The organism is Massilia sp. NBRC 108631 (genome assembly GCF_059704565.1).
In genome coordinates this window covers 1-23,892 of record NZ_BAAKJE010000058.1, presented here as the reverse complement: position 1 = coordinate 23,892, position 23,892 = coordinate 1, and the positions used below count along the sequence as shown (strand labels likewise).

Annotated in this window: 17 protein-coding genes; 6 read left to right on the top strand and 11 right to left on the bottom strand. The window is 67.3% G+C overall.

The window, feature by feature from the left end; genetic code table 11:
- Positions 1 to 59 precede the first annotated feature (59 nt).
- From AC6H42_RS06665 to AC6H42_RS06615, 11 genes are all read right to left on the bottom strand, one after another.
- Positions 60 to 1,442: an efflux transporter outer membrane subunit gene (locus AC6H42_RS06665; protein ID WP_497547671.1), complete on the bottom strand. Its 1,383-nt coding sequence runs from the start codon at positions 1,440 to 1,442 to the stop codon at positions 60 to 62.
- On the bottom strand, positions 1,439 to 2,737 hold the full coding sequence (locus AC6H42_RS06660; RefSeq protein WP_082551765.1) for an HlyD family secretion protein: 1,299 nt from the start codon (positions 2,735 to 2,737) through the stop codon (positions 1,439 to 1,441). Before AC6H42_RS06660 ends, AC6H42_RS06665 begins: the two co-directional genes overlap by 4 nt.
- Entirely contained in the window at positions 2,734 to 4,410 is a 1,677-nt protein-coding gene (locus tag AC6H42_RS06655) for an MFS transporter (RefSeq protein WP_497547670.1), read from the bottom strand. The genes AC6H42_RS06660 and AC6H42_RS06655 overlap by 4 nt, the downstream gene beginning before the upstream one ends.
- A 61-nt stretch (positions 4,411 to 4,471) precedes the next feature.
- Positions 4,472 to 6,775 (bottom strand): catalase, encoded by a 2,304-nt coding sequence (locus AC6H42_RS06650; protein WP_082551764.1) that lies wholly within the window; start codon positions 6,773 to 6,775, stop codon positions 4,472 to 4,474.
- 113 nt (positions 6,776 to 6,888) lie between these two features.
- Complete coding sequence (locus AC6H42_RS06645) at positions 6,889 to 7,836, bottom strand: hypothetical protein (protein WP_497547669.1); 948 nt, start codon at positions 7,834 to 7,836, stop codon at positions 6,889 to 6,891.
- Positions 7,837 to 7,895: 59 nt separating this feature from the next.
- Positions 7,896 to 8,309 carry a hypothetical protein gene (locus AC6H42_RS06640; RefSeq protein ID WP_057154974.1) on the bottom strand — a complete coding sequence of 138 codons (414 nt, stop codon included), beginning with the start codon at positions 8,307 to 8,309 and terminating at the stop codon, positions 7,896 to 7,898.
- 119 nt (positions 8,310 to 8,428) lie between these two features.
- The gene (locus AC6H42_RS06635) at positions 8,429 to 9,382 is read right to left on the bottom strand and encodes an alpha/beta fold hydrolase (protein WP_497547668.1); all 954 of its coding nucleotides are present in this window, start codon (positions 9,380 to 9,382) and stop codon (positions 8,429 to 8,431) included.
- Positions 9,383 to 9,571: 189 nt separating this feature from the next.
- Positions 9,572 to 10,669, bottom strand: a complete 1,098-nt coding sequence (locus AC6H42_RS06630) for a LacI family DNA-binding transcriptional regulator (protein ID WP_057154972.1) — start codon at positions 10,667 to 10,669, stop codon at positions 9,572 to 9,574.
- Positions 10,670 to 10,792: 123 nt separating this feature from the next.
- Entirely contained in the window at positions 10,793 to 13,090 is a 2,298-nt protein-coding gene (locus AC6H42_RS06625; protein ID WP_497547667.1) for an alpha-glucuronidase family glycosyl hydrolase, read from the bottom strand.
- Positions 13,091 to 13,127: 37 nt separating this feature from the next.
- Positions 13,128 to 16,022 carry a glycosyl hydrolase 115 family protein gene (locus AC6H42_RS06620; protein WP_497547665.1) on the bottom strand — a complete coding sequence of 965 codons (2,895 nt, stop codon included), beginning with the start codon at positions 16,020 to 16,022 and terminating at the stop codon, positions 13,128 to 13,130.
- Positions 16,023 to 16,074: 52 nt separating this feature from the next.
- A complete protein-coding gene (locus AC6H42_RS06615) occupies positions 16,075 to 17,292 on the bottom strand; it encodes an SGNH/GDSL hydrolase family protein (protein ID WP_057155024.1) in 1,218 nt (405 codons plus the stop codon).
- 132 nt (positions 17,293 to 17,424) lie between these two features.
- Here AC6H42_RS06615 and AC6H42_RS06610 point away from each other — a divergent pair, with 132 nt between their 5' ends.
- The 6 genes from AC6H42_RS06610 to AC6H42_RS06585 form a co-directional block, all read left to right on the top strand.
- Positions 17,425 to 18,813 carry an enolase C-terminal domain-like protein gene (locus AC6H42_RS06610; RefSeq protein WP_497547664.1) on the top strand — a complete coding sequence of 463 codons (1,389 nt, stop codon included), beginning with the start codon at positions 17,425 to 17,427 and terminating at the stop codon, positions 18,811 to 18,813.
- Between the two features lie 21 nt (positions 18,814 to 18,834).
- Complete coding sequence (locus AC6H42_RS06605; RefSeq protein WP_057154969.1) at positions 18,835 to 20,034, top strand: fumarylacetoacetate hydrolase family protein; 1,200 nt, start codon at positions 18,835 to 18,837, stop codon at positions 20,032 to 20,034.
- 34 nt (positions 20,035 to 20,068) lie between these two features.
- Complete coding sequence (gene xylB / locus AC6H42_RS06600) at positions 20,069 to 20,836, top strand: D-xylose 1-dehydrogenase (protein ID WP_497547672.1); 768 nt, start codon at positions 20,069 to 20,071, stop codon at positions 20,834 to 20,836.
- A 17-nt stretch (positions 20,837 to 20,853) separates the two neighbouring features.
- Positions 20,854 to 21,723, top strand: coding sequence for an SMP-30/gluconolactonase/LRE family protein (locus AC6H42_RS06595; protein WP_229418151.1), 870 nt, complete (start codon positions 20,854 to 20,856; stop codon positions 21,721 to 21,723).
- Positions 21,723 to 23,489 carry an IlvD/Edd family dehydratase gene (locus AC6H42_RS06590; RefSeq protein ID WP_057154966.1) on the top strand — a complete coding sequence of 589 codons (1,767 nt, stop codon included), beginning with the start codon at positions 21,723 to 21,725 and terminating at the stop codon, positions 23,487 to 23,489. Before AC6H42_RS06595 ends, AC6H42_RS06590 begins: the two co-directional genes overlap by 1 nt.
- Before the next feature lie 40 nt (positions 23,490 to 23,529).
- A partial coding sequence (locus tag AC6H42_RS06585; protein ID WP_497547662.1) for a substrate-binding domain-containing protein occupies positions 23,530 to 23,892 on the top strand: 363 nt, incomplete at its 3' end.

The following is a 23,892-nucleotide window of genomic DNA, read 5'->3' as shown; positions in this document are numbered from 1 at the left end:
AATTAATTTTGCAACTAAAGTTGCAAAATTAATTAACCCTGACCCCATATTGGTTTTAGTCAACGATTCCAGCCGCCGCCAAGGGCGCGGTACAGGTCGACCGAGGCAATCAGGGTGCGCGTCTTGAGCTGCAGCCGCAGCACGTCGGCGCTGTAGAGGGTGCGCTGGGCGTCCAGTTCTTCGAGGTAGGAGGCGTAGCCGTTGCGGTAGCGGTTGCGCGCGATGCGCAGCGTTTCGGCGGCCGTCGCGCGGCGGGCGTCATTCTGCACGGCCTGCTCGCGCAGCCGCTCGATGGCGCCCAGGCTGTTGTCGGTTTCGGCGAAGGCGGTGCGCACCGCGTTTTCGTAGGCGTACACGGCCTGGTCGCGCAGCGAGGCGGCGGAGTCGGTCTGCGCTTGCACGCGGCCGCCCTCGAACAGCGGCGCGGCCACGGCGCCGGTCAGCCGCCACAGGTGCGTGGGGTCTTTGATGAAGTCACTGAACACGGTCGATTGGATGCCGCCGGCCGCCGTCAGCCGGAACGACGGCAGCAGCTGGTCGCGCGTGGCGGCCAGGGTGGCGTTCGCGGCCAGCAGGTTTTGCTGGGCGCGCGCAATGTCGGGACGGCGCAGCAGCAGTTCGGACGGCAGACCGCCCGGCACCGGCGGCGGCGCCAGCTCGGACAGCGGCGCGCCGCGCGGAATGGGACCGGGATTGCGGCCGGCGAGGATGGCCAGCGCGTTTTCCTGTTCGAAGATTTGCCGCTGCAGCTGCGGAATCTGTTCGGCGGCGGCCTGGTACTCCGCTTGCGCCTGCAGCCATTCGAGCCGCGAGCTGTAGCCGACCTCGAACTGCCTGCGCGCCAGCTCGCGCGATTCTTCACGCAGCTTGAGCGTGGCTTGCGTGAGTTCGAGCTGCGCATCCAGGCCGCGCAGGTTGAGATAGCCGGAGGCGGCGCTGGCGGCGATCGAGAGCGCGGCCGCGTCGGCGCTGGCTTGCTCGGCGGCGTAGGCGGCGCGCGCTGCGTCGGTCAGGTTGGCGAGCCGGCCCCATACGTCGACTTCGTAGCTGGCCTGGATCTCTGCCTGGAACAGGCTGGTTTCGTATGGGACGCCGTTGTAGGCCAGCGTGCGGGTGCGGGCCGGGCTGCCGCTGGCGGTGATGGCCGGGAGCTGGCTGGCGTGCGCCGCCGCCACGCGGGCGCGGTAGTCGGCGACACGGGCTCGGGCGATGCGCAGGTCGCCATTGTGTTCCAGCGCCGCGGCCACGAGCGCCGTCAGGGCGGGATCGCTGAAGCCTTGCCACCATTGCTGTTCCACCGGCCGCGCGCCGCTTTCCGGGCCGATGCGGGTGCGCCATTCGGACGGCGTCAGCAAGGTGGACTGCGGCGCTGGCCCGACCTTGGCGGCACAGCCGGCCAGCAGCAGGGTCGCGGCCGCAGCCAAGGTAACGGTGCGGCTCACGGCTTGGCTCCGCTGGCGGCAGGCGGCGTGGCGGCACGCGGCTTGGCGGGCGCTTCGTCGTCGCGCACGGAGGAGGTGTCGATGCTGACGATGACGGACATGCCGGGCCGCAGCCGGTGCGCCTCGCCCTGCCCGCCGTCGATCCGTATCCGCACCGGAATGCGCTGGGCGATCTTGACGTAGTTGCCGGTGGCGTTGTCGGCCGGGAGCACGCTGAATTCAGAACCGGTGGCGGGCGAGATGCGCTCGACCTGTCCCGTCATCACGGCGCCGTCCAGCGCGTCCACCTTGAAGGTGGCGCTTTGGCCGACGCGCACGGCATTCATCTGGGTCTCCTTGAGATTGGCGATCACCCACATCTGCCTGGGCACCAGCCCCATGAGCTGCGCGCCGCTGTTGACGAAGGCGCCCTGCCGCACGGTCACTTGCCCGAGCTGGCCGTCGGACGGCGCGGTGATGCGGGTGTTGTCCAGGTCCACTTTGGCGGCCTTCAGTGCGGCTTCGGCGTTGGCCACCGCCGCCTGCAAGGACAGCTTGTTGACCACCACCGACTGCGCGGACTGCTTCGAGATCTCGAGGTTGGCGCGCGCCTGGGCCACGGCGGCGGCAGTCTGCGCCTTGCCGGCTTTTTGCTGGTCCTGCTCGCGGATGGACAGCGAACCGTCGGCCACCAGCGCTTCCACGCGCTTCAGGTCCGCCACCGAGCGCACCGCCTGCGCTTCGGCGTTGGCCAGCGCAGCCTGGTTCAGCAGGATGTTCGCTGCGGCGCTGCGGTGCGTTTGCTCCCAGTTGGCCAGTGCGGCCTGTTGCGCGGCCAATTGCGCTTGCGCCTGTTCGTAGCGCTGCTGGTAGACACGGTCGTCGATCTGCACCAGCAGGTCGCCTTCCTTCACGTGCTGGAAGTCCTGCACGTTCACGGCCACCACGTAGCCGGACAGCTGGGTGCCGATCACCGTCACCTGCCCGCGCACCAGCGCGTTCTCGGTGCTGACGATGGGCGTGCTGAAGGGCGGTAGCCGCCACGCATACAGCACCACCAGCACGCCGACCAGCGCCACCAGCAGGAAGCCGGCGGCCGAGAGCCATTGCTGGCGCCGGTCGGGCTGCGGCGGCGCGGGCGGCACCGGCGGCACGGGCGCGCCCGAGGCCGCTGCACCCGCTGCACCCGCTGCACCCGCTGCTGGCGGCGGCGCTGCGCCGGACTGCTGCGGGGCGGACGGGACGGACGCAGGGGCGGCGGACGGCGCGGCGGGAGCGGCGGCTTGGGCTGGTTCTGGCGGCGTGTTTGTACTCATTTCGATCCGGAGTTATTGAGGGAGACATGGGCCATGCCGGTCTGCGCATTGTGCGCCGGCACGGCCGGCCTGCAGGCAGTACAGATATTCCACAGGTGGTGCAGCAGCATCCAGGCGATGGTGGCCACCGCCACCACGGCGATCATCAGGAACACGTCGTTGTAGGCCAGGATGTTGGCTTCGCGCGTGGCGGCCGCGCCCAGCTGCGCCACGCCCAGCGCGTGGCGCGTGGCGGGGTCGGCCAGCGAACCGGCCAGCGCCGAGCCGGCCGACTGCACCCGCGCCGCCACCTGCGGGTCGAGCAGCGTCAGGTGCTCCACCAGTTGGCTGGAGTGGAATTTCTCCCGCACCACCTGCACGGTGCCGACGATGGCCGAGCCAAGCAGGCCGCCGATGTTCTGCGACATGGTGAACATCAGCGAAAAACTGATCAGGTTGCGCGGCGCGGCGATCACCGCGCCAAAGCCGGAGACAAAGGTCGGCCCGAGGAAGAAGGTGCCGCCGAAGGCCAGCAGGAACTGGCTGACGTACATCTGCTCCGGCCGCGTGAGGTTGGTGGCGCGGCTGTCCATAAAAGCGCCCACCGCCATCATGGCCAGCGCGATCATCAGCGAGGGCTGGATGCGCGCGGGCGTGATGGTGAGCGCGCTGACGGCGATGCCGCCCACGCTGCCCACAAGCGTGATCAGCCACAGGGTCTGCATCTGGTCGTTGTTCAGGCCCAGCGCCTGCAGGAAGCCCACCGTGCCCGCCGCTTCGGACTGCACGATCCGTATCAGCAACACCGACGCGGCCAGCCGCAGCATCATGCCGGTGCTGAGCCAGCGCGTGTTGAGCAGCGGCGCGGCGCGGTTGTGCTCCACCAGCAGCGCCGCCGCGATCAGCACGATGGAGCCGGCCAGGCAGTAGCCCAGCCACGGCGATTCAAACCACCACACGGTGCGCCCCAGCGCCAGCACCGCGCACAAGAGCGCCACGCCGGGCGCGAACAGGCCGAAGGTGACGAAGTCGAGCTTCTCGAAGGCTTTCACGCGGTCGCCCGGCGGCAGTTTGAGCAGCAGCACGCAGCCCATGGCCAGCAGGGCCAGCCCCAGTTCGAAGAAGTACAGGCCGCGCCACTCGCCTATTTCCAGCAGGTCGGACGAGAACAGGCGCGCCATCGGCAGCGCCAGCTGCGGGAAGCCAACCCCGATCACCACGGCCTTCAGGCGGTGCTGCGCGGGGAAGGCCTGCAGCACGTAGTACAGGCCCAGCACCGTCAGCGCGGCGCCGCTCATGCCGTGCGCCGCGCGCACGGCGATGGCCGAGGCCAGTCCGTGCACGAACAAGTGCGCCAGCGTGGCTACGGCGTACAGGCCAAGGAACAATTCGGTGAACAATTGCAGCCCGTACTGCTGGCGGAATTTCACCAGCAGCAGGTTCATGGAGACATTGGCCATGACGTAGGCGGCCGGCAGCCACTGGATCTCGGCAGCGTACACGCCCAGCGAGCCTTGCGCGTACGGCAGGTTGACGGTCACCAGCGCGTTGCCCAGGCCCCCGGTCAGGGCCACGATGAAGCCGACGATCAGGTAGGCGAGGCGGCGCCGGTCCGAGTGCAGCGGCGTGGAGGGAGAACCCGGCAACAGCGGGCGCTCATGCGGTAGCCATGCTTGCGGTGCGTATACGTCCATGCATCGTCGCCGTAGTGGTAAGCCTTCTTGAGAGCATAGCACTACGGCGAGCTTACGTCGCCTATACCAATGGAGGATCGGTTTCCCGCTCGAACGCGCGGTGCCCCGCCAGCGCCGCCTTGAACGCGGCCAGCGCGTCCGGCAGGTCGGACGGGTCGGTGCCGACCAGGGCCGGATCGTCCGAGCCGTCGGGCAGCTTGGGCGGAATGCCGGCCTTGCCCAGCAGCGCGGTGCCGGCCCCGACCACCAGCAGCGGCTTGCAGTGGCGGTATTGCTGGCGCACGAAGTCCAGCGCCAGCGCGTCTTTCATCAACTGCTCGGCAGCCGCCGCGCCGTCCGGCACGGCCACCGCGTCGAACAGCACCGGCGGGGCGTTCTCGAAGGTCTTCTCGACCGGCAGCGTGGCGCCGCCGGCGCAAGCGACGGGGTTCAGCGTGCCGGCCAGCAGGTGCGGCACCGCGCCGTCGGCCAGCAACGCGGACTGGATGGCCTTGGCGCTGGCCTCGTCCACGCCGGGCGCAAGCAGGATGGCCACCTGGCGCGCCTTGATGCCCTGCTCGCCCGGCCGCGCCAGCAGCGACAGCGATGGGGACGGCGGATAGTGCGGCAGCGGCAGCGCGGTGGCCAGCGGCTGCGGCGGCGGCACCGGCATGCCCAGGCCGGCCGCCACGCCGTGGGCCAGCGTGGCGTCCACATTGGCCAGCATGGACAGCATGCGCTCGCGGATGGCCGGGATCTGCACCTTGCTCAGCTCGAAGCGGAAGCCGCCCACGATGTGGGCCTGCTCGGCCGGGCTCTGGCTGATCCAGAACAGGCGCGCCTGCGAGTAGTGGTCGGCGAACAGCTCGGGCTTGCCGCGCACTTTGTCCTCTGTCACGGCCTGCTCGCGGATGCTGGTGAAGCCGGCCATGCCGGCCTGGAACGGACAGCCGCCGCCCAGCGAATTGGGCTCGTACGACACCCTGCCGCGATGAATGGCCTGGCGGTGCATGCCGTCGCGCTGGTTGTTGTGCACCGGGCACACCGGCGAGTTGATCGGGATCTCGTGGAAGTTCGGCCCGCCCAGGCGGCTGATCTGCGTGTCCACGTAGGAGTGGATGCGCCCTTGCAGCAGCGGGTCGTTGGTGAAGTCGATCCCGGGAATGATGTGCGCGGTGCAGAAGGCCACCTGCTCGGTCTCGGCGAAGAAGTTGTCCGGATTGCGGTTGAGCGTCATGCGGCCGACGATCTGCACCGGCACCAGTTCCTCCGGCACGATCTTGGTGGCGTCCAGCACGTCGAAGGGGAAGCTCTCGGCCTGCTCTTCGGTGAAGACCTGCAGGCCCAGCTCCCACTGCGGATAGGCGCCCGCTTCGATGGCTTCCCACAGGTCGCGCCGGTGGAAGTCCGGGTCGGCGCCCATGATCTTGTTGGACTCTTCCCACACCAGCGAGTGGGTACCGGCCAGCGGCTGCCAGTGGAATTTGCAGAACACGCTCCCCCCTTCGGCGTTCACCAGGCGGAAGGTATGCACGCCGAAGCCCTGCATGGTGCGGTAGCTGCGCGGGATGGCGCGGTCGGACATGGTCCACATCAGCATGTGCATCGATTCCGGCATCAGCGAGGTGAAGTCCCAGAAGGTGTCGTGTGCACTGGCCGCCTGCGGCATGCCGTTATGCGGCTCGGGTTTCACGGAGTGCACCAGGTCCGGAAACTTCATCGCGTCCTGGATGAAGAACACGGGCATGTTGTTGCCCACCAGGTCCCAGTTGCCTTCGTCGGTGTAGAACTTCACGGCGAAGCCGCGCACGTCGCGCGCGGTGTCGGACGAGCCGCGCTCGCCGGCCACGGTGGAAAAGCGCACGAACACCGGCGTGCGCTTGCCTGCCTGCGCAAACGGCGCGGCGCGCGTGACGCTGCCCAGGTCCTGGTAGGACTCGAAGTAGCCGTGCGCCGCCGAGCCGCGCGCGTGCACGATGCGTTCGGGGATGCGCTCATGATCGAAGTGGGTCAGCTTTTCCCGCAGGATGAAGTCTTCCATCAGCGTGGGGCCGCGCAGGTGGGCTTTCAGCGAATTCTGGTTGTCGCCGATCGGCACGCCCTGGTTGGTGGTGAGCCGCTGGCCGCCGGCGTCGCTGCGCACGCGTTCCAGGTTGCCGTCGTTGGGATTGACGCCCAGCGGCGGCGCCCCGCTGCCAACCTTGGGCGAGCTTTGCGTTTCGGACGCCGTGCCGGCGCTGGCCGCAGGCGCTCCCGCATCGACGTGCATGCCCTCGGGCGGCGTGCGCGCGGCGTCGCCGTGTTCGGCGGGCTTGTTGGCGTTGTAGGCGATGCTGGCGGCCAGGTCGATTGCGCTGGCTGGTTGGCCTTTTTTACTGGTGGTCATGAGATCCTCAAGAAATTCAACGGAACAGGGCGAGCAGGATGATGATGGGCAGTGGCACACCGAGCATCCATAGCAGGATTGAGCGCATGGCGGTCTCCTAGACGTATTGGTGATCAGCGGCGCGGCAGCGGACTGTCGGCGTCGCGCAGTTTGCCGCCGAAGGTGGCGGCCCAGCTGGCGATGAAGGCGCCCAGCAGCAAGGCCACGAACATCCACAGCGCGGACTGTGCGCCGGCTTTGCGGGCTTGCTCGGCGGCGTTCTTCGCTGCCGTTTCGGCGTCGGTGCGGGCTTTCACCAAGCGGGCATGGACGTCTTCCACGCGGCGCTCGGCCTCGGCCCGCTCCACGCCGGTGCGCTTGGCAACCAGGCTTGCCAGATACTGGCGGTCGTCGACGGCCATCGCGGGAGCGCCTGCGGGCTGCTGCAGCAGGATGCGGCCCACCTCGGCGCGCAGGGCGCCGTTGTCGGTCTCCGGCACGACGGTGTCGCTGCGCAGCAGCATGTCGGTGTAGTAGGCGGCGGGACTGGCGGCCAGGCCGGCCGGGTTGCCTCCGTTGCCCTTGCCTGCAACAGCGCCTGCGCCTGCGCCCACCGTGGCGCCGACGGCTGTCGCCGCGCCGGCGCCGGCGTCAATCGCACCGCTCAGCGCTGCGCGCACGGCGCCGGCCATCAGCGCGGCCGTCAGCAAGGTCGCCACCGCCCAGGCCAGCAGGCCGTGCGCGGTATCGCGGAAGTAGACTTCGTCGGCGTGCACATTGGCCCATCTCACGCGCAGCCTGCCCGCCAGGTAGCCGCCCACGCCCGCCGAGGCGAGTTCCATGAAGGCGACCCAGACGATGGCCGACTTGCCGATCGGCGCGTCGTTGTAGGACCAGGGGGAAATGGCTGACAGGCCCAGGCCAACGCCCAGGATCAGCAAAATAAAGGAGAGTGCGGCGGCGGCCACTGCGCCTGCCAGCACTGCGCTCCAGGATACGCCGGAGTGTCCGGCTTCGGCCTGCGGGATGACCGCGATGCCGGTGGCGCGGGGTGCGTCGGAAGCTGGAATGGAAGGGTGCATGCAGTTCTCCTGCCGACGGCGCGCGGAAGCCGCGCGCGCCGGTTATCAGCTGGTGGGAATTACTTGCGGTTGCCCAGCAGCTTGGACAGGCCATAGCCCGCGGCCAGGGCGATCAGCACCGACGTGGCAGGGCTGGTGCGCACGTAGTTGCGGCCCGTTTCGGCAAAGCGGGTGTACGCTTCGCCGAGCTGCTTGGCGCCGGTGGCGGCTTTTTCGCTCATGTGGGTGGCGGTGTCGGCGACGCGGTCAACCGCGGTGTGGGCCGCACCGGCCAGGCGGTCGGCGGTTGGCGGCACTTTCTCAGCCATCTTGTCCACGGTGGCGTGGGCGGAGCTGGCCAGGCGGTCAGCGGTCGGCTGCACTTTTTCCGCGGTACGGTCGATGGCGCTGTGAATGTCGGCGCGGGTATCGCGGCCGAACTGGTTGACAGGATCGCGGGTGGAATTGCTCGATTTTTCCGTAGTGTTGTCCATGATGGTTCCTCAGTGTCGTTGATGGGCTTCATTGCCTGAGTAACGATATGCCGATCAGCTGCCGCACACAGTGCGGCACCTAACAAACACTGGGGAATCATTTTTTGGCGCGGCGCGGCTTACTCGATGAAGCCCAGCAAGGCAGGAATGGTCTGCTCGGGCGCTTCTTCCATGATCCAGTGGCCCGCTCCCTTGATGATGCGCCCATCCACGTTCTCCGCCACCAGCTTGCCCTGGTTGATGAGGAAGTCGCCACCCGACTTTTCTCCGGCCAACACCAGCATCGGCATGGTCAGCTTGGTCTTGCCCAGTTCCGCAAACTGTTCAGCGTCCTGCGGGAAGGTCTTGAAGTACTGGAAGCCGGCGCGCACGCCGCCCGGCTGGGCGTAGGCTGCGGCGTACAGCTTGCGGTCCGCTTCCTTGATGGACTTGCTCTTGTCGGCGGCAAAGTCGTTCCAGAAGTGTTCGAAGTAGGTGCGCTCGCGGCCGGCCACCAGTTTCTCCGGCGTTTCGCCGAAGAAGTGGAAATGCCACAGGTCGCGCAGCAGGAACATATTGGTCCAGTTGCCGATGCCGGGCAGGAAGGCGTCCATCAGCGCGACTTTCTTGGTGTCGGCGGGGTACTGGGCGGCATAGGCGTAAGCGACCATCAGGCCAATGTCGTGGCCCACCACGGTGGCCGGTTCCTGGCTGATGCTGCCCACCAGCTCGTGGATGTCCTTGGCCATATTGGTTTTCAGGTAGCCGTCCGCCGCTTTCTCGGAGCCGCCCACGCCGCGCATGTCGGGCACGATCACGGTGTGCGTCTTGGCCAGCTCGCCCATGATGGGCTTCCACATATGGCCGGTCTGGGTGTAGCCGTGCAGCAGCACCACCGGCGTGCCTTTGCCGCCTACCAGGTAATGGATCTTGGTGCCGTTGACGGCGGCGGTCTTGCTGGCGAAGCCGGCGGGGGCGGCTGCAGGGTGCGCCGCAGGGGCCGCTGCCGATGTGCCGCCCACTGCGGCGGCCATGGTAACGGCGGCGATGCCGCGCAGGACGGTACGGCGGATGGTGTTTGCTGGAATGCTCATGTTCATGCTCCTGAAGGTTTGATGGCGCCGTCGGCGACTGCGCTTCCATGGACACACTATATGATTCACCAACACATCAATCAATCACATAAATACCAAGCAATCATTCAGTATTTATGAATAATTGGCGCGTGAGTTGGCCTCCAGCGTAGCCGCACGCTGGAGGGGACGCCTCTCACTTTGGGACGATCAGGGCTTGGCGGCGATCTTGATCGGCGGGCGCATGCGCGGCGCGGCGTCGGACTGGCGCCGGATCAGCGAGAAGTCCATCAGCACGTGCTCGGGCGCCTCCGGCGCGCCGTCGCGCAATGCGCGGATCTGGCGCACCAGGTACTGCACCGCCGCTTCGGCCATGCCGGTGATCGGCTGGCGCACGGTGGTCAGTTCGGGCCAGATGGTGGTGGCCAGCGCCGTATCATCGAAACCGGCCACGGTCAGGTCGCCCGGCACGTCCAGGCCCAGGCGGTGGGCGATGGCTACCGTGGCAGCGGCCATGTCGTCGTTACTGGCGAACACGGCGGTCGGGCGCTGCTCGAGTCCCAGCAGCAATTCCGCCGCGTCCAGGCCGGAACGGTAGGTAAACATGCCCTGCACCGTCAGCTCGGCCGCGTCCTGCGCGCCGCGGTCGGCGATGGCGGCCTTGAAGCCGGCCAGGCGGCGCGCGCTGGCGGTCTGGTTGGGGTGGCCGATGACAAAGCCGATGCGCTGATGGCCCAGCGTGATCAGGTGCGAGGTCATGGCGTAGGCGGCCTGGTAGTCGTCGATGCTGACGGCGCACACGCGCGGATCGGGCTGGCCGCAGGCCACGGTGACGGCCGGCAGCGAGGACTTGGCGATCATGTCGATCAGGCCGGGCATGTCGCACAGCGGCGGCGGCAGGATGATGCCGTCCACGCCGTTGTCGATCAGGCGCTGGGTCTGCTCCTTCCAGTGTTCGCCCGCTTCGCACTTCTCCACCACCAGCTGCACGTTGTTCAAGCTGGCCTGGTTCAGCAGGCCGACCAGAAATTCACTCAGGTAGCCCGCGCTGGGATTGCTATACAGAAAACCGATGCGGATAGGCCGCGAACCGGCGAGGCGGCGCGCGGCCTGGTTGGGCACGTAGTTGAGCGCGGCCACGGCTTCGTCCACCTTGCGGCGGGTGCTTTGCCGTACCTTGGTGTCGCCATTCATGACGCGCGAGACCGTCATCGGCGACACGCCGGCGAGTTTCGCCACGTCGGACATGGTGGGGACGCCGGAGCGGGACTCCGGTCCCTCGGCTGCTTTCGCCTTAGTTCTTGCCATCTGCTCAGAAAACCTGTGTTAAAAAGTGGACTTTACCACAAGCTGCAATGGTTAAACTGTCCGGCCATGCAACAAATGGTCACACGTATGTTACCGCAATCATTGTGACCGGACCAATCAATATCATCCGCGCCCCGGCGCGTAGGGGAATTTCAGCGACTTGTAGTAATCCAGCGGCCTGCCGGGCGCCTTCACGCCGGCCGGCAGCGGCAGGCCGGACACCGACTGGAAGTAAGCCACACTGGCGTCGCGCCACCAGACCGCTTCCTGGTACTGCTTGTCCAGCAGGACCGCCACGTCTTCATGGCGGCGCGCATCGATGACGGGTTTCAGGCGCGCCCAGCGCTGGCGCATCTGGTCCGCCTGCGCCACGCCGCTGTCGTATCGGGCCAACAGTTCATCCCACAGCTTGCGGCCGGAGGCCATCTTGTAGTCCCACGGCAGGTGGTGGAACCACAGCAGCATGCTCTCCGGCGTGGTGCGCGGATCGGCGTACTGGCGCGCCAGGTCCGGCGCGTACTGCGCCACGGCGTTGCTGCCGCTGGCGGTGCGGTCGAAGCCGATGCCGCCCTGGTCGGCGCGGTGGTAGTAGACCGGGTTCCAGTCCGGCCGCTCCAGGTTGGCCACCCATGGCGCCGGGCCGTGGTGGTGGCCGGTGCCCATCAGGTGATGCAGGCCGAGCGGCGTCATGTAGTTCACCACCGCTTCGCGCGACATCATCATCAGATCGGCCACTTGCGTCACCACGGCCGGATCGGACGAGAACGTCTGCGCCGCCCACTCACGCGCCAGTGCGCCCGCTTGCGCTTGCGGATTCCACGCCAGGCGGCCGAAGGCGTACCAGTTGGCCTGGTCGAAATGCGAACCGCTCCAATTGCGTTCGCTGCCGATGTTGGCCACGCCGGCGATGCCGGTCAGGCGCGACTTGCCCTGCTCCGCGCCGGCTTCCAGGATCTGCGCCACGGTGGCGCTGCCCCCTTTGCCGCCGGTGCCGGTGTGCATATCGGTGGCCAGCGTTTCCTGGTACATGGTGCCGAGGTAGGCCAGGTGGGTGGCGTAGCCCAGGTACTCCTTGGTGATCTGGAACTCCATCATCAGCGGCGTTTTCGGCATGGCGCCGAACAGCGGGTGGGCCGGTTCGCGCGGCTGGAAGTCGATCGCGCCGTTCTTCACCTGCACCAGCACGTTGGCGTCGAAGGTGCCGTCGAGCGGCTTGAATTCGTCGTAAGCCTGCTTGGCGCGGTCGTCCGGCTTCTCATGCGCGTAGACGAAGGCGCGCCACATGACGATGCCCTTGTGCGGCGCCACGGCCTTGGCCAGCATGTTGGCGCCGTCGGCGTGGCTGCGCTTGTAGTCCTGCGGGCCGGGCTGGCCCTCGGAGTTGGCTTTCACCAGGAAGCCGCCGAAGTCGGGGATGGCCTTGTAGATCTCGTCGGCCTTGGCTTTCCACCAGGCGGCCACGGCCGGGTCGAGCGGGTCGGCTGTCTTGGTGTCGCCCAGTTCCAGCGGCGTGGAGAAGCGCGCCGACAGATAGACCTTGATGCCGTACGGGCGCAGCGTGTCGGCCACGGCGGCGGCCTTGGCGATCCATGGCGCAGTCAGGATGTCCGGCTTGGAGTTGACGTTATTGAGCACCGTGCCGTTGATGCCCAGCGAGGCGTTGGCGCGGGCGTAGTCCACATAGCGGCGGTCGCGCACTTCGGGCAGCGCCCACCAGTTCCAGATCGATTCGCCGGCGTAGCCGCGTTCCACGGTGCGGTCCAGGTTGTCCCAGTGGTTCAGCACGCGCAACTGCAGCTTGGGCGCGGAACGCTCATCCAGCGCGCCCAGGCCTGCCAGGCCGGCCGGCGCTTCGGCGCCGGTGCCGATCTTGCGCAGCAGCGCGAAGGCACCGTACAGCAGGCCGATGTCGCTGTTGGCGGCGATCAGCGTGACCTTGCGGCCCTGCAGGCGCGTGCTGCGCAGCAGGTAGCCTTCCTGGCCCAGCGTTTCGAGCTGCAGGCCCATGCCGGACAGCGCAGGCATGGACGCGGGCGTGGCCAGCACCACGGCGCCGTCCTGCACGGCGGCAGCCAGCGGCGGCGCCTTGCCCAGCAAGCCGCCCAGGCCGCGCTGCAACTCGGCCACAGCCGCCTGCAGCGGCGTGCCGGCCGGCGCGGCGATGCTGCCGCCATCCGCCGTACCGGTGCCGGCAGCCACGATGGCGCTCGCCACCGGGCGCACTTGCACGCGCGCCGCCTTGCCGAGCGGACGGTAGCGCAGCCACAGGTCGTAGCCGTCCTCCACCACCCCTGGGGCAGCCTGCGCCCCGGGCGCACCCTGCCCTGCCAGCGCGGGCAGCGGCAGCAGTGCCGACAGCGGCAAGGATAGCGGCAAGATCACCGCCAGCATCGGCGCGAGCGCCTTGAACATTCTTCTCATCTTCAGTCTCCGTTGTACAACGATGTTAGCGCAATCTTCAGGGCGCCTTCGGGCTTTCCTGCGGGCCAAGATAGCTCGGTTTCAAGCCGCCCGCGTCGACCACCAGCTTTTGCAGCACCAGCGCCGGATCGAGCGCCCAGAACTTGAGCGTATGCGCGCCCGCGGCCAGCTTGTGCCTGGTCTTGAACACCACCGCGCCGTCCGATACGGCCCGCTCCCAGAAGCGCTGCGAGCCGTCCGCGTGCACGTTCACCACTTGCGGCTGCTCGTCGTCGAACGACACCGCGTAGCGGAAGCCCTCGCCCGGCTGGAACTTCAGCGTGGGCGCCAGCGTGGTGTGCAGGGTCACTTCGCCTGCGCTCTGGAGATGCACCTTGTACTCCAGCCGCATGCCCTCTGCCGCGCCGGGCAGGGACAGCGCCGCATTGGCCGGCAGCGTGGTCATGGCCGACAGCGTGCGGCCATGGTCCGGGATGCGCAGCCATTGCCAGCCTTCCTTGGCAACGGCGTTCGCATAGTGCTCCGCCTCGATCGCGATCACACCCTGCGACTCCACGAAGCTGCCGGCGGCGGCCTGCACCGGCCGGCGCACCGGCACCTTGATGCGCGTCTTGCCGCCCGGGCCCTCCACCGTCAGCGTCGCCTCGATCGTATTGCTGCCGGCCGGCAGCGATGCCCATGGCACGTCCGCCCAGCGTACATTTACCGTCACGCGTTTCTCGCGCACCACCCGGCCGGCCGGGCTGCTCAGCACCACCCACGGCTCGCTGGCCTTGATGGTGTAGTTGAACGGCTGCAGGCCACGATTGAACACTTCCAGCCAGCGTGCCTGCCTGCTCTCGGCATCCAGTGCCGGCAGCGCCAGCTTGTCCGCATTCTGACCCGGCCACGCGAATTCGCTGCCCTCCACCGCCACGCCCATGTCGCTCTGCCTGAAGGGCTGCACTTCCGTCACCGGCGGCATCACGTTGCGCGGCGGCTGGTTCCAGTAGGTGTAGCCCAGGTGCGTCTGCGACATCATGTGGTTCCACTTGCCGTCGCTGATGTCTTCCATATACTGGCGCGCCAGTTCCGCGTCCTGCTTGAACAGGCCGCGCGCGCGTTCGGCCAGGTCGTTGGTGGAGGCGCGGCCCTGCTTGCCGTATAACTGGTTCTGCGCAGCCAGCGCGTACAGTTCATTCACCACCGCGCCCGCGTTCACCGGATACTGCACCAGCTGGAAGAAAGCGTCGCGCAGGCTGGACGGCAAGGCGGCGTCGATGCGGTTGGCGCGCCCGGCGATATCCTTGTACTCGGCCACGATGCGCGCGGCCTCGTTGTAGTTCACCTGGCTGTAGGTGCCCGGCTCCAGCTGCTCCGGCTTGCGGCGGCCGTTGTACTTGGTGTACTTGGCCACGATGTCCGCAATCTCGTCCGCGTGTTCAGTGCCGAACTCGCGCGCCGCCCACAGCTTCAGGTACTCCGGCAGGCGCTCGGCCGGCCACACCGATGGATTCCACGCATAGCTGAGGAAGAACTCGATCGGCACTTCCATCGGCTTCAGGTCGCCCACGTTGACGATCCACATGCGCTTGGCGTCGTACTCCCACGCCAGCCGCATCTGCTCCCAGATCTTCGGAATCGGCGTCACGTTGAGCCACTTGTAGGAGCGCGGGCCGCCCACATAGTCGAAGTGGTAGTACACGCCGGCGCCGCCGGCGCGCTTGCGCTCTTCCGGCGTGGGCAGGCGGCGGATATTGGCCCAGTTGTCGTCGCACCAAAGCAGCAGCACGTCGTCCGGCACGCGCATGCCCTTCTCGTAGTATTCCTGCACTTCCTTGTACAAGGCCCACACCTGCGGCACCTTGCTCATGTCCGGGTTGATCTGCTGCGCGATGATCTCGCGCTGGTCCTTCACGATGCGCTCCAGCAGCGCCACGTTGGCATCCTCGGACATCGGCTCGTCGCCGTCGCCGCGCATGCCCAGCGTGACGATTTTCTCGGTGCCCTTGGAGGCGCGCAGGCCGCCGCGCCAGAAGTCCTTCAGCACCGCTTCGTTCTTGCTGTAGTCCCAGGCTCCCTTGCCGTAGCGGTCCCACTCCTTGTGGGCGCGCATCATGGGCTCGTGGTGCGACGTGCCGATCACCACGCCATATTCCTCGGCGCGCACCCCATTGAGCTTGTCGTCGTCGAAGAAGGCGGCGTCCCACATGGCCGGCCACAGGTAGTTGCCGCGCAGGCGCAGCAGCAGCTCGAACACTTTTTCGTAAAACTTGTGGTTGTAGCCGCCGTAGTGCTGCTTGGCCCAGCCGGTCAGCGCGGGCGCTTCGTCGTTCAGGAAAATGCCGCGGTACTGCACCGCCGGCGCGTCGTTCACGCGCGCCGGGGCGCTGGCATAGATGGCCTTGCGCTGCCTGGGCGTCACGTCCGCCCACCAATACCAGGGCGATACGCCGATCTGCTCGGACAGCTCATAGATGCCGTAGATGGTGCCGCGCTTGTCGCTGCCGGCGATCACCAGCGCGCGCTCCACGCCGGGCATGGGGTTCTTCAGCGTCTGCACTTGCCACGCTTCCCATTTGCCCTTGACGGCGGAAACGTCCAGCGCGCCGGAGCGCACCAGCTTGTCGATCAGCGCGCTCTTGCCGACGGTGCCGATGATGACCACGTCCGCGCCTGCGGCCGAGCCCCCCTTCTGCAGTTCCGGGCGGGTGTCGCCGACGCGCTCGATATCGGCCTGCAGGTCGCCCGCCGCGCGCAGCACACCGGCGTGGTCGGCGGCATCGACAAACAGCTTCGCGGTGCTGCCCGACTGCAGCAGGGCCACGGCATCGGGACCGGCGGCGGCGCCATTGCGGTCGAATGCAACAAAGGTTTTTTGTCCCAGCGCTAGCGCCGGCAAGGCGCAGGCCAGCATGAGGACAGCACAAGCCGCCCTGGTGAGGAATTTCATTCGTATGTCTCCGAGCGGCCCAGTGTCCTGGCCTGATTTTGTAGTAGTTTTTTTAGCGTTTCACACTGCACTGGCGCAGGGCGTTCAGCGGCACGGCGTCGGCCATGGCGCGGAAACCTGCCGGCGACGGGTGCAGGCCGTCGCCCTTGTCGCGCTCTTTCAGCAGGCGCGAAGGCTGGGCCGGATCGCGCAACGCCGCGTCGAAATCGGCCACGCCGTCGAACACGCCGGAGTTGCGTATCCAGTTGTTCAGCGCCACGCGGTCCGCCTCGTTGTCCACATTGGGGCGGTAGTAGTCCGAACCCATGTACGGCGAAACGGTGCCGCCGATGACGCAGATGCCCTGCGCGTGCGCGCGTTCCACCAGTTGGCGGTGCGCCGTCATCAGGTCGTCCAGCAGCTTTTTGCGCGCCTCGGGCGTATCGTCGCCGTTGCGGTGCTGTCCGCCAAGGTCGTTCACGCCTATCATCACGATGGCGTGGGTGACGCCGCTGCGGGCGATCACGTCGCGGTCGAAGCGCGACACCATGTTAGGCCCCAACCCGTCGCGCAGCATGCGGCCGCCGCCGATGCCGGCGTTGACCACGCCCATGGCCTGCCCCTCGCGGGCGAAGCGCGCCGCCAGCAGGTCCGGCCAGCGGTCGTTGCCATCCGTGGTGGCGCCATGGCCATCGGTGATGGAGTCGCCGATGGCGACCACCGCGCCCACGCTGCGCGGCGCCTGCACTTCCACGTCCGCCAGCGCGTACCAGCGTTCCACCTTGGTGGCGGCCGGCCATTCGGCGTCCATCAGGCGGTTGCCCTTGATGACGTAACTATTGGTGCGCGAACCCGGATGGCCGGTCTGGCGCGCCGGCTCGCCCTTGAAGTACATGGAAATGGCCAGGTCCGCGCCTGGCTTGTGCTCGATCGCTACCGGATCGCTGTAGTACTCGGCGCCGGAGGGAATCAGCACGCTGCTGCGGCCGTTGAAGGTCAGCGGGCGGGCGGTGGCGCCGTCGATCTCCGGCTTGCCGGGCGCCCTGGCCAGCGCCACGGCCGCGCCTTCCAGGACCAGCGGCGTGGTGCCGTAAGTGTTGCTGATGCGGACCCGCAGCTTGCTGCCGCCCAGCGAGAGGTGCACGATCTGGCGCAGGCTGCCCTCGCGCCAGTGTTCCGCCGCCAGTTCATTCTGGCCCTCGGGAACCATCACGGCCGTGCCCCAGGAGGCGACCCAGTGCGTGCCGCCCGCCTGGCCCGGCAGGTCCGCAGCCTTCTCCTTTGCTGCCACTTCGGCAACCGCTGCGAACGCACCGGCTGCAAACAACACGCCTGAAAACCAGGCGCACAACTTGTGTTGACTTGACCGCATAAATCCCTCACACTTGTGTTATGTTAGCGCTATTCATTTTAGGACAAAGCGATGGTACACGCAACAAATCAAAACGGTTCCCCCAGAATTATTGAAATGCAGGTCATCCCGGTGGCGGGTTATGACAGCATGCTGCTCAACCTGTGCGGCGCGCATGCGCCTTTCTTCACTCGCACCCTGGTGCTGCTGAAAGATAGCGCAGGCCATACCGGCATGGGCGAGGTACCTGGCGGCGCGGGCATCCTGCAGGCGCTGGAGAAAGCCATCCCGCTGGTGACGGGTACGGAAATCGGCCGCTACAACCGCACGCTGAACGCGGTGCGCCTGTCCATTGCCGGCAAGGGCAGCGGCCACCAGCACCAGGTCACCTCCGCTGCCGAAGCGGCGGTACTGAAGCAGCCGCACGAAATCAACCTGCGCCTGGAAAACGTGGTGACCGCGATCGAAGCGGCGCTGCTGGACCTGATGGGCCAGCACCTCGGCGTGCCGGTGTGCGAACTGCTGGGCGCAGGACAGCAGCGCGACAGCGTGCCCATGCTGGCCTACCTGTTCTATATCGGCGACCGCCGCCGCACCGACCTGCCCTACCTGGACAGCACCGGCCCGCAGGACAGCTGGTACCACATGCGCCACCAGGAAGCGCTGACGCCGGAAGCCATCGCCGACCAGGCTGCGGCCACGGTGGAAAAGTACGGCTTCCGCGACTTCAAGCTGAAAGGCGGCGTGATGCACGGCGCCGAGGAAATGCAGGCGATCGCCGCCATCAAGAAGCGCTTTCCCGATTCGCGCGTGACGCTGGACCCGAACGGCGCCTGGTCGCTGGACGAATCGATCGCCCTGTGCAAAGGCCAGGGCCACATCCTGGCCTACGCGGAAGACCCTTGCGGCCCCGAGAACGGCTATTCCGGCCGCGAGATCATGGCCGAATTCCGCCGCGCCACCGGCATCCAGACCGCCACCAACATGATCGCCACCGACTGGCGCCAGATGGCCCACTCGCACCTGCTGGGCGCGGTGGACATTCCGCTGGCCGACCCGCACTTCTGGACCATGCAGGGTTCGGTGCGCCTGGCGCAGCTGTGCCACGACTGGGGCCTGACCTGGGGCTCGCACTCGAACAACCACTTCGACGTGTCGCTGGCCATGTTCACCCATGCCGCCGCCGCCGCGCCGGGCCGCATCACCGCCATCGACACGCACTGGATCTGGCAGGAAGGCCAGGAGCGCCTGACGCGCAACCCGCTGCAGATCGTGGGCGGCGAAGTGCAGGTGCCGCAAGCGCCGGGCCTGGGCATCGAGCCGGACATGGACCGCATCATGGCCGCCAACGCGCTGTACAACAAGGTGGCCACCGGCGCCCGCGACGACGCGATGGCGATGCGCTACCTGGTTCCCGGCTGGACCTATTCGCCCAAGCTCCCCAGCCTGGGCCGCAACTGACAATAACCAAGGATAGAGACAATGACATTTGCCCAAGTTACCCAATCTCTGCCCGCCGACCTGGCCGGCGCCCTGCTGGTTGGCCGCGTATGGCGCGGCGGTGCGATCAACGGCCCGTGCGTGGTGGTGGTGCGCAACGGCGAAGTATTCGACATCACGGCGCAAGCGCCCACCGTGTCCGAACTGTTTGAACGCAGCGACCTGGCCGCCTTCGTGCGCGGCGCACAGGGCGAATCGCTCGGCCCCGTGCAGCGTTTGCTGGACGCCGCGCTGGCAGCGCAGCCGGATGCGGACGTGCCGCAACTGCTGGCCCCGTGCGACCTGCAAGCCCTGAAAGCCTGCGGCGTAACGTTCGCCGTGAGCCTGCTGGAACGCGTGATCGAAGAACAGGCCGGCGGCGACAAATCGCGCGCCGACGCGCTGCGCGCCTCGCTGCTCGAATCGATCGGCGCCGACCTGTCCAGCATCAAGCCCGGCTCGCCGGAGGCGGAGCAGCTGAAGCAGCAGTTCATCGCCCGCGGCGCCTGGTCCCAATACATGGAAGTGGGCATCGGCCCTTACGCCGAAGTGTTCTCCAAGTCGCAGCCCATGTCTGCCGTCGGCTTCGGCGCCGATGTCGGCCTGCACCCTGAATCGAAGTGGAACAACCCGGAACCGGAAATCGTGCTGGCCGTAAACAGCCGCCGCGAAGTGGTCGGCGCCTCGCTGGGCAACGACGTCAACCTGCGCGACATCGAAGGGCGCAGCGCGCTGCTGCTCGGTAAAGCCAAGGACAACAACGGCTCCTGCGCCATCGGCCCCTTCATCCGCCTGTTCGACGACGGCTTCACCATGGACACCGTGCGCAACGCAGAAGTGCGCATGGTCATCGAAGGCAAGGAAGACGGTTTCCGCCTGGACGGCGCCAGCTTCATGCGCGAAATCAGCCGCGACCCGCTGGACCTGGTGTCGCAGACCAGCGGTGCGCACCACCAGTACCCGGACGGCTTCATGCTCTTCCTGGGCACCATGTTCTCGCCGATCAAGGACCGTGGCCAGGCCGGCGCCGGCTTCACCCACCACATGGGCGACCGCGTGACCGTCACCAGCCCGGCACTGGGTTCGCTGATCAACCACGTCCACCGCAGCAACGAGATCACCCCCTGGACTTTCGGCGTACGCGCCCTTTACAACAACCTGGCCGCACGCGGCCTGCTGAACAACTCGAATGGAGCGAATTAAGATGGTGGCGCCTGTATCAAATGAACGCAAACCCATGGTGTACGCCACCTACCACGACCTGGCCGAAAAGCTGGTGGTCATCACCGGCGGCGGCACCGGCATCGGCGCCGCCATGGTGGACGCCTTCGCCAAGCAGGGCGCGCAGGTGGTGTTCCTGGACATCGCCGAGGAAGCCTCGCGCGCACTGGAACAGTCGCTGGCCGGCTGCAAGCGCCCGCCGCGCTTCATCCGCTGCGACCTGACCGACCTGGACGCGCTGGGCAACGCCTTCGCCGCCATCCAGATCGACTTCGGCAAAGTCGACGTGCTGCTCAACAACGCGGCCAACGACAACCGCCACCACGTCAAGGACGTCAGCGGCAAGTACTGGGACGACAGCCTGAACGTGAACCTGCGCCACCAGTTCTTCTGCGCGCAGGCCGTGGCGCCCGGCATGAAGGCCAAGGGCGGCGGCGTGATTTTGAACTTCGGCTCCATCTCCTGGCACCTGGCGCTGCCGCAGCTGTCGCTGTACATGACGGCCAAGGCCGCCATCGAAGGCCTGACGCGCGGCCTGGCGCGCGACCTCGGTCCGGACGGCATCCGCGTCAACACCATCATCCCCGGCTCGGTGAAGACCCCGCGCCAGATGGCGCTGTGGCATTCGGCCGAAGATGAAGCGGCCATCCTGGCGGCCCAGTGCCTGCACGAGCGCGTGGAAACCGAGGACGTGGCCGCGCTGGCCCTGTTCCTGGCCTCCGACAACGCCGCCCGCTGCTCCGGCCGCGATTACTTCGTCGATGCGGGCTGGTACGGCGCATGAAGCCTGAGGTGACCGCCATGCAGCCACAGTGCATCTGGGAGCTGGGCGCCAAGCTCGGCGAAGGTCCGTTCTGGCACGCCGCCGAAGCGGCGCTGTACCTGGTGGACATCAAGGGCCAGCGCCTGCACCGCTGCGCCGAAGACGGCAGCGCGCGGCAAAGCTGGGACATGCCGGCCGAAACCGGCTTCGCCCTGCCGATGGCCGATGGCGGCCTGGTCTGCGGCCTGCCCGGCAAGCTGCTGCGCTTCTCGCCCGAAACCGGCGAGTTCACGCCCCTGCTGCAGCTGGAAACGGACATCCCCGGCAACCGCCTGAACGACGGCTACGTGGACAGCCAGGGCGCCCTGTGGTTCGGCTCCATGGACAACGGCGAAAGCGCGCCTACCGGCTCGCTGTACCGCCTGTCCATCGACGGCACGCTGCAGCAAAAGGACAGCGGCATCATCATCACCAACGGCCCGTGCCACAGCCCGGACGGCCGCACCTTCTACCACACCGATACGCTGGCCAAGGTGGTGTACGCCTATGACGCCGCGCCGGACGGCTGCCTGTCCAACAAGCGCGAGTTCGTGCGCACGGCCGAACCGGGCCACCCGGACGGCTCGGTGGTCGACGCCGAAGGCTGCGTGTGGGTCGCCATGTTCGGCGGCGCCCGCGTGGACCGCTATTCGCCACAGGGCGAAGTAATCGACACCATCGCCTTCCCCTGCCCCAACGTCACCAAAGTGGCATTCGGCGGCGCGGACCTGCGCACCGTCTTCGCCACCACCGCCTGGAAAGGCATGCCGGACGAGGCGCGCGCCGCCCATCCGCTGGCCGGCGGTGTATTCTCGTTCCGTGTGGAGACCCCGGGACAGCAGCAACATAAATACAAAGGAAACCTGTAATGACTCGCCGCTATCGCTCGCAAGACTGGTTCGACAATCCAGACCATATCGACATGACCGCGCTGTACCTGGAGCGCTTCATGAACTACGGCATCACGCCGGACGAACTGCGCAGCGGCCGTCCCATCATCGGCATCGCGCAGTCGGGCAGCGACATCAGCCCGTGCAACCGCATCCACCTGGAACTGGCCAAGCGCGTGCGCGACGGCATCCGCGACGCGGGCGGCATCGCCATGGAATTCCCGCTGCATCCGATCTTTGAAAACTGCCGCCGTCCCACCGCCGCCATCGACCGCAACCTGGCCTATATGGGCCTGGTCGAGATCCTGCACGGCTACCCGATCGACGCGGTGGTGCTGACCACCGGCTGCGACAAGACCACCCCGGCCCAGATCATGGCCGCCGCCACGGTCGACATCCCCGCCATCGTGCTGTCCGGCGGCCCGATGCTGGACGGCTGGCTGGACGGCGAGCTGGTAGGTTCCGGCTCGGCCATCTGGAAGGCGCGCCGCCGCCTGGCCGCAGGCGAAATCGACAACGAGAAATTCCTGCAGATCGGCGCCGCCTCCGCGCCGTCGGCAGGCCACTGCAACACCATGGGCACCGCGTCGACCATGAACGCCATCGCCGAGGCGCTGGGCATGTCGCTCACCGGCTGCTCCGCCATTCCGGCGCCGTACCGCGAACGCGGCCAGATGGCCTACGAAACCGGCCGCCGCATCGTGGAGCTGGCCAAGCTGGATATCCGCCCGTCGAGCATCCTGTCGCGCGAAGCCTTCCTGGACGCCATCGTGGTCAACGCCGCCATCGGCGGCTCCACCAACGCGCAGCAGCACATCGTCGCCATGGCGCGCCACGCCGGCGTGGAACTGCGCGAATCGGACTGGATGGAATACGGCCACGACGTGCCGCTGCTGCTGAACATGCAGCCGTCCGGCAAATACCTGGGCGAACGCTTCCACCGCGCCGGCGGCGTGCCGGCCATCATGTGGGAGCTGGAACAGAAGGGCAAGCTGCGCTCCAACCGCGCCACCGTCACCGGCAAGACCATGGCGGAGAACCTGCAGGGCCGCGAATCGAACGACCGCGAAATGATCACGCCGTTCGACGCGCCGCTGAAGACCAAGGCCGGCTTCTTCGTCCTGAAGGGCAACCTGTTCGACTTCGCCATCATGAAGACCTGCGTCATCTCGCCGGACTTCCGCGCCCGTTACCTGGAGCGCGCCGGCGCCGAGAACGTGTTCGAGTGCCGCGCCGTGGTGTTCGACGGCTCCACCGACTACCACAACCGCATCAACGATCCCTCGCTCAACATCGACGAGAACTGCATCCTGGTGATACGCGGCGCAGGTCCGGTGGGCTGGCCCGGCTCGGCCGAGGTGGTCAACATGCAACCGCCGGACGCCCTGATCAAGCGCGGCATCCTGAACCTGCCGACGCTGGGCGACGGCCGCCAGTCCGGCACCTCGGACAGCCCGTCCATCCTGAACGCGTCGCCGGAAAGCGCCGTCGGCGGCGGCCTGGCCTACGTGCGCACCGGAGACACCATCCGCATCGACCTGAACACCGGCAGCTGCGATATGCTGATCACGGAAGACGTGCTGGCCGCGCGCAAGGCCGAAGGCATCCCGGCCGTGCCGGCGAGCCAGACGCCGTGGCAGGAACTGTACCGCTCCACGGTGGGCCAGATGCACGACGGCGCCTGCATGGAACTGGCGGTGAAGTACCGCGGCGTGGCGGAGACCATGCCGCGCCATAACCATTGAGCCACTAAAAAAATAACATACCTACCTTAGGAGACCGACGATGAACACCAGACTGAAAGCAGTAGCAGCAATTGCGGGCGCGGTAATGGCCCTGTCCAGCGGCTTCGCGCACGCCGACGCCAAGAACCCGAAAATCGGCTTCTCGATCGACGACCTGCGGGTGGAGCGCTGGACGCGCGACCGAGACTTCTTCAACGCCGAAGCCGAGAAGCTCGGCGCAAAGGTGTTCGTCCAGTCGGCCGACGCCAGCGAGCAGCGCCAGATCGCGCAGATCGAAAACCTGATCTCGCGCGGCGTGGACGTGCTGGTCATCGTTCCCTACAACGCCACGGTGCTCAACAACGCGATCCGCGAAGCCAAGAAGGCCAAGATCAAGGTGCTCTCGTATGACCGCCTGATACTG